The sequence below is a fragment of the Streptomyces sp. CLV115 genome, from assembly GCF_038448545.1.
Taxonomy (GTDB): domain Bacteria; phylum Actinomycetota; class Actinomycetes; order Streptomycetales; family Streptomycetaceae; genus Streptomyces; species Streptomyces sanglieri.
The window spans coordinates 1-16,624 of the sequence record NZ_JBCEWQ010000176.1 but is presented as its reverse complement, the minus strand read 5'-3'; the positions used below and the strand labels follow the sequence as shown (position 1 = coordinate 16,624).

The window sequence follows — 16,624 nt, the reverse complement described above, 5'->3', positions numbered from 1 at the left end:
GTTCGTCCCCGCGTACTGCGGGGGTACGGGGGTGCCGTGCGCCGGGGTCGGGACCGGCCGCTGCACGGGAGGTGCGGGCGCCCAGGGGCCCGGTCCGCCGTAGGGCGGGGTGCTGTACTCGTCGGGCTCGTGCAGCGGCTTCGTGAGCCGAGCGGCCGGCACGTCGGGCACCGGCCCGGGGGCCGGGGCCGGCGGCGCGTCGGCCGTGGCCACTCCCGGCTGCGGCTCCGCCGTGCCGCTCCCGGCCGCCGCTTCCGTCGCTTCCGTCGCCGAGCCTGCGTCCGGCGCCGTGATCGCGTCCGTCGGTGCATCCGCCGGGTCCGCCACGGGTGTCGGCCCGTCCGGTGCCGTGCGAGTGGTGCGACCCGGTGTGGGCCTGCTCCACCACTTGGCCTTCGGCCCGGTGGACTTCCCGTCTTCCATGCTCTCCCCGCAACTGCCGCAACTGGCCTCTGCACGCCCCGCCAGGGGCGTCCCTCCCGGAACTGCTCCCGGAATTCAACCAGGTTTGCGAATACTTGCGCAGACCCCGTCGGTCAGCGCCGGGAGGAAAGCGGCAGACCGAGATCGGCGGGGTCGGGAAGCGCCGAGGCCGACGACCGTGCCCAGGGCGGTGGTGACGACTGCGTCCCGGACGGTGGCGTGGAGGGCACCGGGGACTGCGTGGCGAGCCGCCCGAAGACCTGGGCGAAGAGCGGGGTGGTGCCGGTCGGACGTATCAGCGGCGGCGCGGACACATTGGTCAGGACGTGCGTGGCCAGGGTGCTCCCGGCAAGGGTCGCGGTGGAGAGCACCGCGGGGGTGGCCGAGGTCGCCGCCGGTGCGACGCTCGGCGCCGTCGACGGGGCGGAGGCGATCGAGCGCTCGCCCGATCCCCTCGCGGCGAGCGTGCCGTGGCTGCCGCCGCCGCGACGGCCGGCCGGGCCGCCGCTCTCGCCGCGCGAAGGCGTGTCGAGCGGGGTCACCGCATTCCCTCCGGCGCCCGTGGCACGGGCCGCCGAGCTGGGGCCCGCACCCGTGGGCAGGGCACCACCGAGGGCGATGGCCGCCAACGAGACGGCACTCGCCGCCGCGAAGGCGAATCTCCGGCCGCGCCAGGGCGACCGCTCGCCCTCCCGGCCCACCTCATGGATCCGGAAACCGGAACGGGAGGGCCCGCCCGGCAGCACGGCGGTCGAGCCGTGCGGGGCGGGGAGGAAGCCGAAGCCGCCGAGCGGCCGGTTCCCCGGCGGGTCCGGGCGGCTGCCGGACGGCTGGATCACGGGGAAGAGCCCGTCGGCGAAGCGCCCGGAGCCGCCGAATGGTCTGTCCGGGCCGTCGTCGTCACCCCCCGGACCCCCTGGAAGGCCCTGCAGCCGGGCGAGGAACCCCTCGGACGGCGACGGCGGGGCGGACTGGGCGAAGACGCTCTTCAGGCGTCGCTGCGCCGCGGCCTCGGCCTTGCACTTGGCGCAGGTCGCGAGGTGGGCGAGCACCCGCTCGCGGGCGTCGTGTTTCAGCTCGCCGTCGACGAGCGCGGCGAGGCGGTCCCCCAGGTGTTGTTCCGCGGGGGTCGGATCTGTGCCACTCACGCCGTTCCGCCCTCCCCTGCAAGGATCGCGCCCGCCAGCGAGCGCTGCTCGGCCCGGGCCTCGGGCGAACGGTGCTGCAACGCCTTGCGCAGGTGCGAGCGGCCGCGGTGGATACGGCTGCGCACGGTGCCGAGCTTCACGCCCAGCGTCGCGGCGATCTCCTCGTACGAAAGGCCCTCGATGTCACAGAGCACGACGGCGGCACGGAACTCGGGCGCGAGGGTGTCCAGCGCCTGCTGCACATCCGCGTCGAAGTGGGTGTCGTTGAAGACCTGCTGCGGGGACGGCTCACGGCTCGGCAGCCGCTCGGCGGCGTCGTCGCCGAGGGAGTCGAAACGGATCCGCTGCTTACGACGGACCATGTCCAGGAACAGGTTGGTCGTAATGCGGTGCAGCCAGCCCTCGAACGTGCCCGGCGTATAGGTCGACAGCGACCGGAACACGCGGACGAAGACCTCCTGGGTGAGGTCCTCGGCATCGTGCTGGTTGCCCGTCAGCCGGTAGGCGAGGCGGTAGACCCGGCCGCTGTGCGTGCTGACGATCTCTTCCCATGAGGGCGGCGTCCACGCCTGGGAGTCCGCATCTGAGGCGAAGGTCGCGGTCGGTGCGGAGTCGTTGGAAGAACGGTCAGCAATGTTGGTCACGGATTTCGGCTCACCCGCCGACCTGAGAAAGCGCCGCAGCACTCCTCCCCGATCCACAGGCGCAGCCGCACCTCCCCTATCGGCTCTGGTGGTGTCCAGTGGAGCCCCTACCATAGCCACCTCGCCCGTTAGCTCCGGATAAGCCTTTTTCCTGCTGGGGCCGGGGATCACCCCGGAAACCGCCGGCCCGTGGCTCCCGGACCCGATCTGCGGGCCGAATCCACGTGCTCTCCCCTGCCTCTCCATAACGCCCGGTCCCATCTGCGGGTTCCCGGGCGCAGCGGATACAGTCACCGTTGCGCCAACTACGGGGACAGGAGAGGGTCATTACCGCCAACCGGCTGACGAGCTGGGCGTTCGCCGACGCCTTTGTCGCCGAGGACGAAGCACTGCACTGGGCCCGGGACCGGGCCCGGGAGGCGGGGCTCCGCTCGGTGTCGCCAGGTACCGGCGCCGCGCTGCGCTTGCTCGCTGCCACGACGGACGCCAAAGCGGTGGCCGAGATCGGCACCGGGACCGGCGTGTCCGGCCTCTACCTGCTGCATGGAATGCGGCCCGACGGCGTGCTGACCACGGTCGACCCGGAGCCCGAGCGCCAGCAGTTCGCCCGCGAGGCGTTCCGGGCCGCGGGGTTCGCCGCCAACCGGGCCCGCTTCATTCCCGGCCGCGCCCTGGACGTACTGCCCCGGCTCGCGGACGGCGGATACGACCTCGTGTTCTGCGACGGCGACCGGCTGGAGAGTCTGGACTGCCTCGCTGAATCGTTGCGCCTGCTGCGCCCCGGCGGCCTGGTCTGCTTCGAGGGCGTCTTCGCCGACGGGCGTACGGTCGATTCCGCCGCGCAGCCCGCGGAGGTGCTGCGGCTGCGGGAGCTGCTGCGTGCGGTGCGGGAGAGCCAGGAGCTGATGTCGACGCTGCTGCCGGTGGGCGACGGGCTGCTGTGCGCGGTGCGCAGGGGCTGACGCCCCGGAGCGGGGACTGGCCCGTGGCTCGTACTGTTCGGCCCGTGTGCGGGCCGTCCGGGGTGCCCTCAATCGCCGGGCGGGCTTGATTTCGCGCCCGGGCAGCGGGACCGGGTTGAATTCGGCGTCCGGGGCAGCCGGGCCGGATTGATTTCGATTTCGTGCCCGGGTGGCGGGACCGGCTTGATCACGCAGTACTGCCCCGGCACGGAATCCGTGCCGGGGCAGTACTGAAGTGTTGGGCGCCTCTGCTCAGCCGACGACCTTCTTGAGGGCATCGCCGAGGGCATCGGCCTCGTCCGGAGTCAGCTCCACGACAAGCCGACCGCCGCCTTCGAGCGGAACGCGCATGACGATGCCCCGCCCCTCCTTTGTCACCTCGAGCGGGCCGTCGCCCGTCCGCGGCTTCATGGCCGCCATGCTCGTTCCCCTTCCTGAAACCAGCTCATCGCAACCGGCGGCCCCATGACAGGCGCTGTGTCACCGGCATCGAACACGTTGCTTCAAAGCCATTATCCCGCATCACAGACCCCGATGACCAACATCGGTCTGCATCGCTTGCGCAACGCGCTCTCTCAAAACCACCCAATTCGGCGATCGGCCTGCGATACTCCGCCGCCTTCACCCCCGCATCGGGGCGTAATTGTTAGACGCAGGTCACATGTCGGCGCCCGCCGGAGTCGGCCATGCTTGCCTGGACAGGCATTGCCCGAGGTGCGAAGGGGACAACGAAATGGCCGACCACATGGCGGACAGCGTGCTCTACGAAGTGAGCGACGGACTCGCGACGATCACGATCAACCGTCCCGACGCGATGAACGCCATGAACACCGCGGCCAAGGTGGCCCTCCGGGACGCGCTGCGGTCCGCGGCGGACGACACCGCGGTACGGGCCGTGCTGCTCACCGCGACCGGGCGGGCGTTCTGCGTCGGCCAGGACCTGAAGGAGCACGTGGCCACGCTGGAGAGCACCCGCGAGTCGGGCAGCGGCAACGCGCTGAGCACGGTGCGGGAGCACTACAACCCGATCGTGCGGGCCATCACCGAGATGCCCAAGCCGGTGGTCGCCGGGGTCAACGGGGTCGCCGCCGGTGCCGGTTTCGGCTTCGCGCTCGCCTGCGACTACCGAGTGGTCGCCGACACCGCCTCGTTCAACACCTCGTTCGCCGGCGTGGCCCTCACCGCCGACTCGGGCGTCTCCTGGACGCTGCCCCGTCTGATCGGTCAGAGCCGCGCCGCCGATCTGCTGTTCTTCCCGCGCTCGATCTCCGCGCAGGACGCCCATGAGCTGGGCATCGTGAACAAGCTGGTGCCCGCCGCCGACCTGGCCGCCGAGGCCGCCGCCGTGGCCCGCGCCCTGGCGGCCGGCCCCACCGTGGCCTACGCCGCGCTCAAGGAGTCCCTGGCCCACGGTGCCGGTCACACGCTGAGCGAGGCGCTGGAGAAGGAGGACGAGCTCCAGACCCGGGCGGGGAGGTCCGAGGACCACACGATCGCGGTGCAGGCGTTCCTGAACAAGGAAAAGCCGAAGTACCTCGGCCGGTAGACCCCGGAACGGCCCACACGGTCCCCGCGGCCCCTGTGGCCCCCACCGCCCGTACGGTCCCCGCGGCCGACACGTCCCCGCGGTCCCCGCGGCCCTACGTGCCGGTTCCGCGTGCCACGCAGTCGGCCAGGTGGTCGTCGACCAGGCCGCACGCCTGCATCAGCGCGTAGGCCGTGGTGGGTCCGACGAAGCGCAGCCCGCGCTTCTTGAGGTCCTTGGCCAGCGCGGTGGACTCGGGGGTGACCGCGGGGACGTCTCCGGTGGTGCGCGGGACCGGGCGGTCGGCCGGGTCGGGGGCGTGGGACCAGATCACCTCGTCCAGCTCGCCGGCCGCCCAGCCGGCCAGCACCTTGGCGTTGGCGAGGGTCGCATCGATCTTCGCGCGGTTGCGGATGATGCCGGCGTCGGCGAGGAGGCGCTCCTTGTCGGCGTCGGTGAACTCCGCGACCGCGGGGATCCTGAACCCGGCGAAGGCGGAACGGAAGCCCTCCCGGCGGCGCAGGATCGTCAGCCAGGACAGGCCCGACTGGAAGGCCTCCAGGCAGAGCCGCTCGAAGAGGGCGTCGTCGCCGTGGACGGGCCGGCCCCACTCGGTGTCGTGGTAGGCGAGGTAGTCCTCGGTGGAGAGCCCCCACGGGCAGCGCAGGCCGCCGTCCGGGGCCGCCTCGGCTCCGCTCATCGCAGGTGCTCCTCTCCTGTGTTCCCGGCGTTCCCGGTGTGCCCGGTGTGCCCGGTGTTCTCGCTGTGCCGCGAGTCCTGCTCCGGCGCCTCCCACGGCGCTCTCGGGCGGTCTCCGGGCAGCTCCCGGTCGTGCTGCGGGCGTTCCTGCGGCTCGATCAGATCGGGGCCGCCGACCGCGGTCGCCTGGGCGCCGGCCAGCGCCGATTCCAGCTCGGCGATCCGCGCGTCCCGCTCGGCGAGCTCGGCGCCGAGCCGGTCGAGCGCCTCGTCGACGTCCATCATGCGGTAGCCGCGTACCGCCACCGGCAGGCGCAGCGCGTCGATGTCCGCACGGCCGACCGGTCTCGTGACAGGCAGCGGGTCGGTCAGCTGCTCGGGCGCCACGTCCTGCAGGACGGCGCTCTTCCCCCCGCCGACCACCGCCAGGGTGACCGCGGCCACGACCACGACCATCGTCACCAGCAAGAACCAGAACACTCGCATCTCCCCGGGAGCGGAAACCTGTCCGGCTCCGATCGTGCCATGCGGCACCGACAGCCGGTGTCCGCCGGGTGAGGCACTAGGGTCGCAGGCGGCTCATGGGGCGATCCATCAGAGCTCACGGGGCGGTCTACCAGAAGGAGAAACGCGGTATGCGAAGCGGTGCGCTCAGGCTGGGGCGGCGCGAATTCGGTCCGCACGAGCCGGTGATCATGGCGATCGTGAACCGTACTCCGGACTCCTTCTACGACCAGGGCGCGACCTTCCGGGACGAACCGGCGCTCGCCCGGGTCGAGCAGGCGATCGCGGACGGTGCGGCGATCGTCGACATCGGGGGCGTGAAGGCGGGTCCGGGCGAGGAGGTGACCACCGAGGAGGAGGCCCGCCGCACGGTGGGGTTCGTCGCGGAGGTGCGCCGCCGCCACCCGGACGTGGTGATCAGCGTCGACACCTGGCGCCACGACGTGGGCGAGGCGGTCTGCGAGGCCGGCGCGGACGTGCTGAACGACGCGTGGGGCGGCGTGGACCCGAAGCTCGCGGAGGTCGCCGCGCGGTACGGAGCGGGTCTGGTGTGCACTCACGCGGGCGGCGCCGAGCCGCGGACCCGGCCGCACCGGATCGCCTACGAGGACGTCATGGCGGACATCCTGCGGGTGACGGTGGGACTGGCCGAGCGGGCGGTGGAGCTCGGCGTGCGGCCCGACGGGATCATGATCGACCCCGGTCATGACTTCGGGAAGAACACCCGGCACTCCCTGGAGGCGACCCGCCGGCTCGGCGAGATGACGGAGACCGGCTGGCCGGTGCTCGTCTCGCTGTCCAACAAGGACTTCGTCGGCGAGACGCTCGACCGGCCGGTGAAGGAGCGGGTGATCGGGACGCTGGCGACCACGGCCGTCTCGGCGTGGCTGGGGGCGCAGGTGTACCGGGTGCACGAGGTGGCGGAGACCCGGCAGGTGCTGGACATGGTGGCGTCCATCGCGGGGCACCGGGAGCCGGCCGTGGCACGGCGCGGACTGGCCTGACCCGGCCGGGACCGCCGGGGCGCGCCCCGGGCGCATCCCACGCCCCGAACCCGTCCCGGCCCCGCTCGTCGAACGGCTCCTACCGGCCGACCTCCTTCGTCACGAGGTCGACCGCCTCGTCCACGTCGTCGGTGACGTGGAACAGCAGCAGGTCGTGCTCGGACGCCTTGCCCTGTGCCACCACCGTGTCCCGCAGCCAGTCCACGAGACCGCTCCAGTAGGCGGTGCCGAACAGCACGATCGGGAAGCGGGTGACCTTGCCGGTCTGGACGAGGGTGAGGGCCTCGAAGAGTTCGTCCAGGGTGCCGAGCCCGCCGGGCAGTACGACGAAGCCCTGCGCGTACTTCACGAACATCGTCTTGCGGACGAAGAAGTAGCGGAAGTTGACGCCGATGTCGACGTGCGGGTTGAGGCCGGACTCGAAGGGCAGCTCGATGCCGAGACCGACCGAGACCCCCTTCGCCTCCCGCGCCCCCTTGTTCGCCGCCTCCATCGCTCCCGGCCCGCCTCCGGTGATGACCGCGAAGCCGGCCTCCACCAGGGCCTTCCCGATCCGTACGCCCGCCTCGTAGTCGGGTCCGCCGGCCGGGGTACGGGCGGAGCCGAAGACGCTGATCGCGCTCGGCAGTTCGGCCAGCGCGCCGAATCCCTCGACGAACTCCGACTGGATGCGCATCACCCGCCAGGGGTCGGTGTGCACCCACTCGGAGTCGCCCTCGGTGTCCAGCAGCCGCTGGTCGGTGGTACCTGGCTGCACCTGTTCCCTGCGGCGCAGTACCGGTCCGACCCGCTTCTCCTCGGGGACGCGTGCTCCCTCGGGGTTGGCCATGACCTGCTCCCTCCGACGACGATCGACGGCCGTCCGCGGACGACCATCCGTTGTCAGGTCAGGGTAGATCGACGGAGGTTACGGACAGGGGAATGCCATGGGTCAGGAGGTGAGCCAGGAGCGGAGCCGCTCCTCGCACTGCGTGATCCGCTCGACCACCACGTGCTCGTCGCGCTTGTGGGCGAAGAGCGGGTCGCCCGGTCCGTAGTTCACCGCGGGGATGCCGAGGGAACCGAAGCGGGAGACGTCCGTCCAGCCGAACTTGGGCCGGGCGGTGCCGCCCACCGCCGCCATGAACGCCTTGGCCGCCGGGTGCGAGAGGCCGGGCATGGCCGCGCCCGAGTGGTCGTCGACGACGAATTCGGCGACGCCGCAGTCCGCGAAGACCTCGTGGACGTGGGCCAGCGCCTCCTCGGCGGTCCGGTCGGGCGCGTACCGGAAATTGACCACGACGGTGCAGGCGTCCGGGATGACGTTGTTGGCGACGCCCCCCTCGATCCGTACCGCGTTCAGGCCCTCGCGGTATTCGAGGCCCTCGATGACCGGGTGGCGCGGTTCGTACGCGGCGAGGCGGGCCAGGACCGGGGCGGCGGAGTGGATGGCGTTGGATCCCATCCAGCCGCGCGCGGAGTGGGCCCGCTCCCCCTCCGTACGGAGGAAGACCCGCAGGGTGCCCTGGCAGCCGCCCTCAACCTCGGCGTCGGTGCCCTCCAGCAGGATCGCGAAGTCGCCCGTCAGCCAGTCGGGGTGGGCGTCGGCGATGTGGCCGAGCCCGTTGAGGTGCGCGGCGACCTCCTCGTTGTCGTAGAAGACGAAGGTCAGGTCGCGGTTGGGCTCGGGCACGGTCGCGGCGATCCGCAGCTGGACGGCGACGCCCGACTTCATGTCGGAGGTGCCGCAGCCCCACAGCACCCCGTTCCCGTCGAGCCGGGACGGCACGTTGTCGGCGATCGGGACGGTGTCGATGTGCCCGGCGAGCACCACCCGCTCGGCGCGGCCCAGGTCCGTCCTGGCCACGACGTTGTTGCCGTACCGGTCGACGGTCAGGTGGGGGAGGGTGCGCAGCGCCGACTCGATCGCGTCCGCGAGGTCCTTCTCCTGGCCGCTGACCGACGGGAAGTCGACGAGCCGGGCGGTCAGCTCCGGGCCGTCGAGGGTGAGGTCAAGTGTGGTTTCGGGCATGGGACCGACCCTAAAGGACAGGGCCCTCGGCCCCGGTCGGGCACTCCAGTACGGTGGGCGCGTGCCCCGGACCGTCTCCCCCGCCCGCCGACACACCGGCCGCAGCCGCCCCTTGCGTATCGCGGCCGCCCTTGTCGTGCTCGCCGCGCTCGGCGGCTATCTGACCGTTCAGTACATAACCGGCAGCCAGGTCATCGAGGGATGCACCGTGCGGTCCGCGGACGGTTCGGGCGGCGACGGCCGCACGTACCGGATGAGCCCGGAGCAGGCCGTCAACGCCGCGACGATCTCCGCGGTCGGCACCTCGCGCGGGATGCCGGAGCGCGCCGTGACCATCGCGCTGGCGACCGCGCTCCAGGAGTCCGGGCTGCGGAACATCGAGCACGGCGACCGGGACTCGCTGGGGCTGTTCCAGCAGCGCCCCTCGCAGGGCTGGGGCACCGAGAAGCAGATCCTGGACCCCGTCTACTCCGCCGGGGAGTTCTACCGGCATCTGGCCGAGGTCCCCGGCTACTCGCGGCTGCCGCTGACGGTCGCGGCCCAGCGGGTCCAGCGCAGCGGTTTCCCGCAGGCGTACGCGAAGCACGAGCCGGACGCGGCCCTGCTGGCGGCCGCGCTGACCGGCCGCACGCCCGCCGCGCTGAACTGCGCGCCGCCGCGGGCGACGGCGGCGGGCCCCGACGCGTCGAAGGTGCGGGCGGAGCTGGTGCGCGCCTTCGGCAAGGAGGTGCTGCCCGCGGCGAGGACGGCGCCGCAGGACGGCGGGGCGGCCGGTGCGGCGGCGACGAGCACGGTCTCGGTGCCGGTGCCCGCGCCCCGGGCGTCCGAGGACGACGGCTCGGCCCGGCGCGGCTGGGAGCTGGCGCACTGGGCGGTCGCGCAGTCCGAGGCGCTCCGCCTGGACGAGGTCTCGTACGCGGGCCGGGTGTGGGAGGCCGGGACGGGCTGGCGGACGGAACGGAAGGAATCGGGCACCACCGACGTACGAATCAGGCTCGCGCGCTAGTTCGTGCGATCACCCGCAGGTTTCGTCCGATCCTTTCCGGACAACACCCCCGGGCCGCGGCTCCCGAATTCTGTCGGCCTTACCCCAATTCCCTTGCAGTAGAAGGGAAGTGACGATTCATCAACACCCTTGGGAATGACCCGTCAACTTGGGTTTCCTCAATGCCGATGATGTGACACATTGCCTACTCTTTACCTCGGCCCACCGCAACCTCCCCCGCCCTTTCGACGGTTGTCATTGCGTCCGATCAACGGACAGACCTATTCCTCATCCTGTCGAAGGAGCATCATGTCCCTCCCCCTGACCCGCCGGATCGCCCGTGCCGCACTGCTGATCGCCGCGGGTGCCGCCCCCGTGGTCGGTGCGGCCGGAGCCGCGGGTGCCGCGGAGCTCCCGCAGGCCCCGGAGCTCGGCGGTCTGACCGCCGTCGACGGCGCCGGCCTCGGCAAGACGGTCGACGGCGCGTCCCAGCAGGGCACCGAGGTGGCGGGCGAAACCGGCGGCAAGATCGTCGGGACCACCCTCCCGGCCGCGAGCAGGACCGTCGGCAAGGCCGGCGCCGAGACCACCCCCGCCGTGCAGAAGGCCGCGGGCGGCGCCGCGGGCAGCGCGGGCCAGGTCATCGGTGAGACCGCCGGCTCGGTGACCGGGGGCGGCCTGCCCACCCAGGGCCTGCCGATCGGCGGCTGACCCGCACCGGCCGCCGGCCGGCGCATCACATACGCGAGGGGCCTCGGGAGTCCGCACTCCCGAGCCCCCTCGCGTGTGGCGGCTCAGGTGCGCCGGCGGGCTCTCAGCCCAGTCGCTCGACGGCGGCCGCCACCCGCTCGTCCGTCGCCGTGAACGCCACCCGTACGAAGTGGTCGCCGGCCGGTCCGTAGAAGTCGCCGGGCGCCACCAGGATGCCGAGCTCCGCCAGGTACGCCACGGTCTCCCAGCACGGCTCGTCGCGCGTCGCCCACAGGTAGAGGCTGGCCTCGCTGTGCTCGATCCGGAAGCCGTGCGCCTCCAGCGCGGTGCGCAGGGCCGCGCGCCGCTGTGCGTACCGGGTACGCTGCTCGGCCACGTGCTCGTCGTCGCCGAGCGCCGCGACCGTCGCCGCCTGGACCGGGGCCGGCGTCATCATGCCGCCGTGCTTGCGGATCAGCAGCAGCTCACCGAGGACCGCCGCGTCGCCCGCGACGAAGGCCGCTCGGTAGCCGGCCAGGTTCGAGCGCTTGGAGAGCGAGTGCACGGCGACGATGCCCTCGTAGGTACCGCCGCAGACGTCCGGGTGCAGCACGGAGACCGGCTCGGCCTCCCAGCCCAGCTCCAGGTAGCACTCGTCGCTGAAGACCAGCACGCCGTGCTCACGGGCCCAGGCGACGATCCGGATCAGCTCGTCCTTGGCCAGGACGTGGCCGGTCGGGTTGGACGGCGAGTTGAGCCAGAGCAGCTTGAGCCCGGCCGGGTCCAGCTCCGTCGGGTCGTCGTAGACCACGGGCTCGGCGCCGCAGAGCCGGGCACCCACCTCGTACGTCGGGTAGGCGAGGCGCGGGTAGGCCACCCTGTCCCCGGCGCCGAGGCCGAGCTGGGTCGGCAGCCAGGCCACCAGCTCCTTGGAGCCGACGACCGGCAGGACGTGGTGGTGCGTCACCCCGACCGCGCCGAGCCGCCGCTCCACCCACCCGGTGATCGCGTCACGCAGCTCGGTGGTCCCCCACACCGTCGGATAGCCGGGGCTGTCCGCGGCGGCGACGAGCGCCTGCCGGATCAGCTCGGGCACCGGGTCGACTGGCGTGCCGACGGACAGGTCCACGATGCCGTCGGGGTGGGCCCCGGCCGTCGACTTGTAGGGCGCGAGCTTGTCCCAGGGGAAGACCGGGAGGCGGGAGGAGACTGCGGACACGGAACTCTGCTTTCTCGTACGGGGTCACGGACGGCACTCGGACCGCCCGTCACCCGGGCGTGGAAACACCTCGGTCCCGCACGGTGACGAGCCGTACGGGACCGGGGCGGCGCACGTGCCGGCCGCGGATTACTGGTTCTGCGGCGGCAGTGCGGCGATGAACGCGTGGTCGCGCTCGATCAGGCCCAGCTTGGAGGCACCACCGGGCGACCCGAGGTCGTCGAAGAACTCGACGTTCGCCTTGTAGTAGTCCTTCCACTCCTCCGGGGTGTCGTCCTCGTAGAAGATCGCCTCGACCGGGCACACCGGCTCACAGGCTCCACAGTCGACGCATTCGTCCGGGTGGATGTACAAGGACCGCTGGCCCTCATAGATGCAGTCGACGGGGCACTCTTCGATGCAGGCCTTGTCCTTTACGTCGACACAAGGCTGCGCGATGACGTAGGTCACGCTGTCGTTCCTCCTCGGTAGGGCGTTGGCTCTCGCGCGGGAGCGCGGCGTCGTCGATGCCCGCCCCTAGTATCTCCGTTCCGGGGCACGAACCGAACAGGAGGGGCATAGAGAGCTGTGGAATTCACCATCGGCGGACAGCTCAAGGTCCGAATCACACCGGCTGACGTGGGCAAACGGGTATCAGTCCGGCGTGTGTGCGAGAGCGGCCCGCAAGGAGCTAAGTTCGCCGACACGGTCGGAGTTCTCACATCGTGGGACGACGGTGTGCTTTCGATCACACCGAAGAGCGGTGAGTCCGTCCGGATCGCGGAGTCGGCGCTGGTGGCGGGCAAGGTCGTGCCGGCCGCTCCGGCCCGGCGGCGCGGCCCGGCGGCCTCCTTCGAGGAGCTCGCGCCCGTCTGCGCCCGCGCCTGGCAGCCGGTGGAGAGCGAACCGCTCGGCGACTGGCTGCTGCGCGCCGCGCGGGGGTTCACCCGGCGCGCCAACTCCGTACTGCCACTCGGCGATCCGGGCGTCCCGCTCGACGAGGCGCTCGGGCGCGTTGTGCGGTGGTACGGGGAACGGGACCTGCCCGCGTACATCCAGACCGCGACCGGTGCCGAGGGCACCCAGGAGCTGCTCTGCGCGGAGCTGGAGGAGCGCGGATGGCGCCGCGAGGTGACGGCGGAGGTACGGACCGCCGGACTCGCGCCGATCGGTGATCTGGACGCGGACGTGTCGCAGGTGCGGCTGAGCCGGGACCTCGACGAGACGTGGCTCTCCCGCTACCAGCGCTTCGACACCCCGGGCCCGCACGTCCTGGCGGTACTGCGCGGCGGCCCCTCGGTCTGGTTCGCCTCGGTGCCCGGTGACGGCGGGGACGCGGCACCCGCCGCGATCGGGCGGTGTGTGGTGGACGGCCGCTGGGCCGGCTTCATGGCCGTCGAGGTCGATCCGGCGTACCGCCGCAGGGGCATCGCCACCGCCGTGATGACCGCGCTCGCCCGCCGGGCCCTGGAGGAGGGCGCGTCGGCGGCATGGCTCCAGGTGGAGACGGACAACACGGGGGCACGGGCGCTGTACGAGGACATGGGGTTCGCGGTGCACCACCTGTACCACCACTTCCGGTCGGCCTGAGGAGGCGGACGGCTGCGATGAATCCTGAACCCGCCGGCCGGCCCGGCCGCCCGGATCCGGACGAGCTGCGCCGGCAGTTCGCCGAGGAGGCGCGCGCCGAGCGGCCGGACCTCGCGCTGCTCTGCCTGCTGCTGGGCGCGGTGGCCGATCCGGCGCTGGACGTGAACGGGATCGACGCGGCGCAGATCGAGCTGGACGAGCTGGCGGGGCGGCTTCCGTACGGGGTGCGGGGCGGCCGGGCCTGGGCGTCGGCGCTGGCCGGACTGCTGGGTGAGCGGTGCGGCTTCGCGGGCTCGTCGGCGGACTACCAGCGGCTGGAGTCGTCGCTGCTGCACGAGGTGCTGCGCAGGCGGCGCGGGCTGCCGATCCTGCTGTCCGTGGTGTGGATCGAGGTGGCGCGGCGGGCGGGCGCCCCGGTGTACGGGGTCGCGCTGCCCGGTCATTTCGTCGTCGGCTTCGGCGATCCGGCCGAGCGGGTATTGGCCGATCCGTTCGACGGGGGACGGCCGATGACCGGGCAGGACGCGGAGCTGCTGGTGGCCGGGGCCACCGGGCAGCCGCTGGAGGAGTCGATGCTGGTGCCCGCCCGGCCGCTGGAGATCGTGCTGCGGATCCTGAACAACATCAGGGCCTGGGCGGCGGCCCGCCCGGAGCACACGGACGTGGCGCTGTGGGCGGTGGACCTGTCGCTGCTGCTCCCCTCGCATCCCGCCCGGCTGCGCTACGAGCGCGCCCAGCTGCTCGTACAGAGCGGGCAGTTCCTGCGCGGGGCGGCCGAGATGGAGGAGTACGCGGACGTGGTCGACGGGGTGGAGCCCGCGGCCGCGGAGGCGATCCGCCGGCGGGCGCGGGCCGCCCGGTCGTTGCTGAACTGAGGGCTGCCCCACCGGGCGGCCCCCGTGGGGCGGCGGGGCGGCCTTCAAACGACCCTGCGCACCGTGCGCAGCAGGTACTCCTTGCGGTTGAGCGGGTTGTGGTCGGTGCGCGGCCGGTCCTGGGCCGCGCCGACGACCGCCCGGTAGCGGTCGAACGACGATTCCAGCACCCCTTCGCCGCTCGTCAGGCCGGGCAGCTGCTGCTGGAGTTCATGGACGCCGGCCGCCGGGACGTCGCCCTCCAGCACACACAGGGGACCGTGCACGGCCGGTGCCTCCGGGACGGCGCGCAGCCGGGCCAGCACGGGCAGGACCGGGCCGAGCAGGTCCGCCGGGAGCTCCAGGCGGAACCGGTGGATCGGCTCGTGCACCGTGGTGCCGGCCCGCTCCAGCGCGCTCATCAGGACCAGCGGGGTCAGATTCCGGAAGTCGCCCGCGGTGCTCACCGGGGACCAGTAGCCGGAATGCGTCAGGGTGACGACGCAGTCGGTGACCTGCCAGCCGTGGATTCCCTGCCGCAGGGTCCGGCCCACGGTCTCCTCCACCGCCCTCATCAGGGAGAAGGGCATCGATCCGAGCTCCACCTCAAGCCGGTAGGTGATGCCGCTGCCGACCGGGGCGGGGTCGACCCGGAGACCGACGGTCGCCAGAAAGGGATTCCCGTTCTGATCGATGATCTCGTGAGCCGCTCCGCTGCCGTGCGGCCGCTCCAGGCAAACGGTCGTGGTCTCGCGGAAGGTGACGTCGATTCCGTATGCGTCGGCCAGTGTCGCCTGGATCACCTCCTTCTGCACTTCGCCGTAGAGCGAGACGGACACCTCCTCGCGGATGTCGTCCTGCCGCAGATTGATCAGCGGGTCCTGTTCGGCGAGCTGCGTGAGCGCGAGGAGCAGTCCGCCCCGGCTCGCCGGAGGGCTGGGGACCACCACCGATTCCAGCGTCGGCGGGGCGAACCAGTGGTCCGGCGGGGCCGCGTCGGGTTCGCCGACCGGATCGCCGATCCGGATGCCGTCGAGCCCCCGGAGCTTCGCGATCCGGCCCGCTTCGACCTCGGTCGCGCGAGCGGCCGAGCCCTGCTCGAAGACGCTGATCCCGGTCACCCTGCCCTCGGCCCGCCTGTCGCCCCGCCCGAACGGCAGCTGGTCGCGGAGCCGTACCGTGCCCGAGAACAACCGGACGTACGCGGTCTTCTCGCCGCCCGGTCCGCGCTCCACCTTGAAGACGGTGCCGCAGACCGGTCCGCGGGCATCGCCCCGGCTCGCCGGCAGCAGCTCCCTGACCCCGGCGATCAGGGCGTCCACCCCGACCCCGGTGATCGCCGAGCCGAAGTACACGGGATGCACCAGCGACCGCCCGGTCTGCGCCGCCAGCTCTTCGCGGAGCCTGTCGTACGGGAGCACCGCGCCGTTCTCGACGTACGCGGCCAGCAGCGCGTCGTCGTGGTCGGCGAGCAGCTCGGTCAGCCGGTCGGTGAAGCGGGTGTCGGCGCGGCCGTACGGAGCGCAGCGGGCATCACGGCCGCCGGGAGCGTCGACCGATCCCATGGCGACCACGGCCGGGGTCAGCTTCTCGGCGATGTCCCGCAGGACGGAGCCGCATCGCGCGCCGCCGCGGTCGATCTTGTTCACGAAGACGATCGTGGGAATGCGCAGGCGCCGCAGTGTCCGCATCAGCACACGGGTCTGCGGCTGTACGCCCTCGACCGCGGAGACGACCAGCACGGCGCCGTCGAGCACGCCCAGTACCCGTTCCACCTCGGCGATGAAGTCCGGGTGGCCGGGGGTGTCGATCAGGTTGACCGTGGTGTCGTCGACGGCGAACGAGACGACGGCGGACTTGATCGTGATGCCGCGCTGTCGTTCGAGCGCCAGGGAATCGGTCCGGGTGCTGCCCTTGTCGACGCTGCCGATCTCGTCGATGACACCGGCGGTGTGGAGCAGCCGCTCGGTCAGGCTCGTCTTACCGGCGTCGACATGCGCCAGAATTCCCAGATTCAGCGTGTGCACGAAACTCCATGTCCTCAAGATCGGTGACAATTCCCGCCTGAATGAACATGTGAGTTCCTCGCACGACCCGCTCCTTCGTCGATCGATTTCTGCGGGCGAGTACAGCAGGGTGCCCGTACCGCCGACAACCGATTTATCACTCGACGGCAAGCGGGCCGGTGGCGGCGCGCCGCGTGGTCCGGAGGCGTCCTCGACGCGGATTCGGGGTCTTCGGCGCGGGAATCCGGCAGGTCACGGGGGCCGTCCCGCCGGACCATCACATTGCGGGGAAGGCAACAACTCCCCCGATTGGCGGTGTTATTGACGGACGATCGGGGACCGACCGAGGGCGGGCGACGGGTGGGACTCCACGCGGCGGGG

General features: G+C 72.1%; 17 protein-coding genes and 1 pseudogene. 7 read left to right on the top strand and 11 right to left on the bottom strand.

Annotation, left to right across the window (positions count from 1 at the left end; genetic code table 11):
* The 3 genes and pseudogenes from AADR41_RS36125 to sigE form a co-directional block, all read right to left on the bottom strand.
* Positions 1-423, bottom strand: a pseudogene (locus AADR41_RS36125) (protease); the annotation flags it as partial.
* 113 nt (positions 424-536) lie between these two features.
* Complete coding sequence (locus AADR41_RS36120) at positions 537-1,571, bottom strand: zf-HC2 domain-containing protein (protein WP_342286202.1); 1,035 nt, start codon at positions 1,569-1,571, stop codon at positions 537-539.
* Positions 1,568-2,329 carry an RNA polymerase sigma factor SigE gene (gene sigE / locus AADR41_RS36115; RefSeq protein WP_206433351.1) on the bottom strand — a complete coding sequence of 254 codons (762 nt, stop codon included), beginning with the start codon at positions 2,327-2,329 and terminating at the stop codon, positions 1,568-1,570. The genes AADR41_RS36120 and sigE overlap by 4 nt, the downstream gene beginning before the upstream one ends.
* 182 nt (positions 2,330-2,511) lie before the next feature.
* On the opposite strand from sigE, the gene AADR41_RS36110 reads away from it, so the two are divergent.
* Positions 2,512-3,177, top strand: a complete 666-nt coding sequence (locus AADR41_RS36110) for an O-methyltransferase (RefSeq protein ID WP_342286201.1) — start codon at positions 2,512-2,514, stop codon at positions 3,175-3,177.
* Between the two features lie 252 nt (positions 3,178-3,429).
* On the opposite strand, the gene AADR41_RS36105 is transcribed toward AADR41_RS36110, so the two are convergent.
* The gene (locus tag AADR41_RS36105) at positions 3,430-3,597 is read right to left on the bottom strand and encodes a DUF3117 domain-containing protein (RefSeq protein WP_003966491.1); all 168 of its coding nucleotides are present in this window, start codon (positions 3,595-3,597) and stop codon (positions 3,430-3,432) included.
* A 313-nt stretch (positions 3,598-3,910) separates the two neighbouring features.
* On the opposite strand from AADR41_RS36105, the gene chcB reads away from it, so the two are divergent.
* The gene (gene chcB / locus AADR41_RS36100; protein WP_342286200.1) at positions 3,911-4,723 is read left to right on the top strand and encodes a 2-cyclohexenylcarbonyl CoA isomerase; all 813 of its coding nucleotides are present in this window, start codon (positions 3,911-3,913) and stop codon (positions 4,721-4,723) included.
* A 94-nt stretch (positions 4,724-4,817) separates the two neighbouring features.
* Here the strand turns inward: chcB and AADR41_RS36095 are convergent, their stop codons facing one another.
* On the bottom strand, positions 4,818-5,402 hold the full coding sequence (locus tag AADR41_RS36095) for a DNA-3-methyladenine glycosylase I (RefSeq protein ID WP_342286199.1): 585 nt from the start codon (positions 5,400-5,402) through the stop codon (positions 4,818-4,820).
* The gene (locus AADR41_RS36090; RefSeq protein ID WP_342286197.1) at positions 5,399-5,881 is read right to left on the bottom strand and encodes a DivIVA domain-containing protein; all 483 of its coding nucleotides are present in this window, start codon (positions 5,879-5,881) and stop codon (positions 5,399-5,401) included. The genes AADR41_RS36095 and AADR41_RS36090 overlap by 4 nt, the downstream gene beginning before the upstream one ends.
* Positions 5,882-6,036: 155 nt before the next feature.
* On the opposite strand from AADR41_RS36090, the gene folP reads away from it, so the two are divergent.
* On the top strand, positions 6,037-6,909 hold the full coding sequence (folP, locus tag AADR41_RS36085; RefSeq protein ID WP_342286195.1) for a dihydropteroate synthase: 873 nt from the start codon (positions 6,037-6,039) through the stop codon (positions 6,907-6,909).
* Positions 6,910-6,988: 79 nt separating this feature from the next.
* Here the strand turns inward: folP and AADR41_RS36080 are convergent, their stop codons facing one another.
* The gene (locus AADR41_RS36080; RefSeq protein WP_342286193.1) at positions 6,989-7,738 is read right to left on the bottom strand and encodes an LOG family protein; all 750 of its coding nucleotides are present in this window, start codon (positions 7,736-7,738) and stop codon (positions 6,989-6,991) included.
* Positions 7,739-7,840: 102 nt separating this feature from the next.
* On the bottom strand, positions 7,841-8,920 hold the full coding sequence (gene dapE / locus AADR41_RS36075; RefSeq protein ID WP_342286192.1) for a succinyl-diaminopimelate desuccinylase: 1,080 nt from the start codon (positions 8,918-8,920) through the stop codon (positions 7,841-7,843).
* Positions 8,921-8,981: 61 nt separating this feature from the next.
* Here dapE and AADR41_RS36070 point away from each other — a divergent pair, with 61 nt between their 5' ends.
* The gene (locus tag AADR41_RS36070; protein ID WP_342286191.1) at positions 8,982-9,926 is read left to right on the top strand and encodes a hypothetical protein; all 945 of its coding nucleotides are present in this window, start codon (positions 8,982-8,984) and stop codon (positions 9,924-9,926) included.
* A gap of 288 nt (positions 9,927-10,214) precedes the next feature.
* Complete coding sequence (locus AADR41_RS36065) at positions 10,215-10,616, top strand: ATP-binding protein (protein ID WP_342286190.1); 402 nt, start codon at positions 10,215-10,217, stop codon at positions 10,614-10,616.
* Between the two features lie 103 nt (positions 10,617-10,719).
* On the opposite strand, the gene AADR41_RS36060 is transcribed toward AADR41_RS36065, so the two are convergent.
* The gene (locus AADR41_RS36060) at positions 10,720-11,814 is read right to left on the bottom strand and encodes a bifunctional succinyldiaminopimelate transaminase/glutamate-prephenate aminotransferase (RefSeq protein WP_342286189.1); all 1,095 of its coding nucleotides are present in this window, start codon (positions 11,812-11,814) and stop codon (positions 10,720-10,722) included.
* A gap of 129 nt (positions 11,815-11,943) precedes the next feature.
* Complete coding sequence (gene fdxA / locus AADR41_RS36055; protein WP_018956287.1) at positions 11,944-12,264, bottom strand: ferredoxin; 321 nt, start codon at positions 12,262-12,264, stop codon at positions 11,944-11,946.
* Between the two features lie 117 nt (positions 12,265-12,381).
* Here fdxA and AADR41_RS36050 point away from each other — a divergent pair, with 117 nt between their 5' ends.
* Together AADR41_RS36050 and AADR41_RS36045 are read left to right on the top strand one after the other, a co-directional pair.
* On the top strand, positions 12,382-13,383 hold the full coding sequence (locus AADR41_RS36050; protein WP_342286185.1) for a GNAT family N-acetyltransferase: 1,002 nt from the start codon (positions 12,382-12,384) through the stop codon (positions 13,381-13,383).
* 17 nt (positions 13,384-13,400) lie between these two features.
* Entirely contained in the window at positions 13,401-14,258 is an 858-nt protein-coding gene (locus AADR41_RS36045) for a transglutaminase-like domain-containing protein (RefSeq protein ID WP_342286184.1), read from the top strand.
* Positions 14,259-14,302: 44 nt separating this feature from the next.
* Here the strand turns inward: AADR41_RS36045 and AADR41_RS36040 are convergent, their stop codons facing one another.
* On the bottom strand, positions 14,303-16,264 hold the full coding sequence (locus tag AADR41_RS36040) for a translation factor GTPase family protein (RefSeq protein WP_342286183.1): 1,962 nt from the start codon (positions 16,262-16,264) through the stop codon (positions 14,303-14,305).
* Positions 16,265-16,624: the final 360 nt, after the last annotated feature.

Bases quoted from the DNA above. Each gene is read 5' to 3' on its own strand.
- dapE (WP_342286192.1), bottom strand. From the start codon at position 8,920: ATGCCCGAAACCACACTTGACCTCACCCTCGACGGCCCGGAGCTGACC.
- folP (WP_342286195.1), top strand. From the start codon at position 6,037: ATGCGAAGCGGTGCGCTCAGGCTGGGGCGGCGCGAATTCGGTCCGCAC.
- AADR41_RS36045 (WP_342286184.1), top strand. From the start codon at position 13,401: ATGAATCCTGAACCCGCCGGCCGGCCCGGCCGCCCGGATCCGGACGAG.
- AADR41_RS36105 (WP_003966491.1), bottom strand. From the start codon at position 3,597: ATGGCGGCCATGAAGCCGCGGACGGGCGACGGCCCGCTCGAGGTGACA.
- AADR41_RS36065 (WP_342286190.1), top strand. From the start codon at position 10,215: ATGTCCCTCCCCCTGACCCGCCGGATCGCCCGTGCCGCACTGCTGATC.
- AADR41_RS36080 (WP_342286193.1), bottom strand. From the start codon at position 7,738: ATGGCCAACCCCGAGGGAGCACGCGTCCCCGAGGAGAAGCGGGTCGGA.
- AADR41_RS36095 (WP_342286199.1), bottom strand. From the start codon at position 5,402: ATGAGCGGAGCCGAGGCGGCCCCGGACGGCGGCCTGCGCTGCCCGTGG.
- chcB (WP_342286200.1), top strand. From the start codon at position 3,911: ATGGCCGACCACATGGCGGACAGCGTGCTCTACGAAGTGAGCGACGGA.
- sigE (WP_206433351.1), bottom strand. From the start codon at position 2,329: ATGGTAGGGGCTCCACTGGACACCACCAGAGCCGATAGGGGAGGTGCG.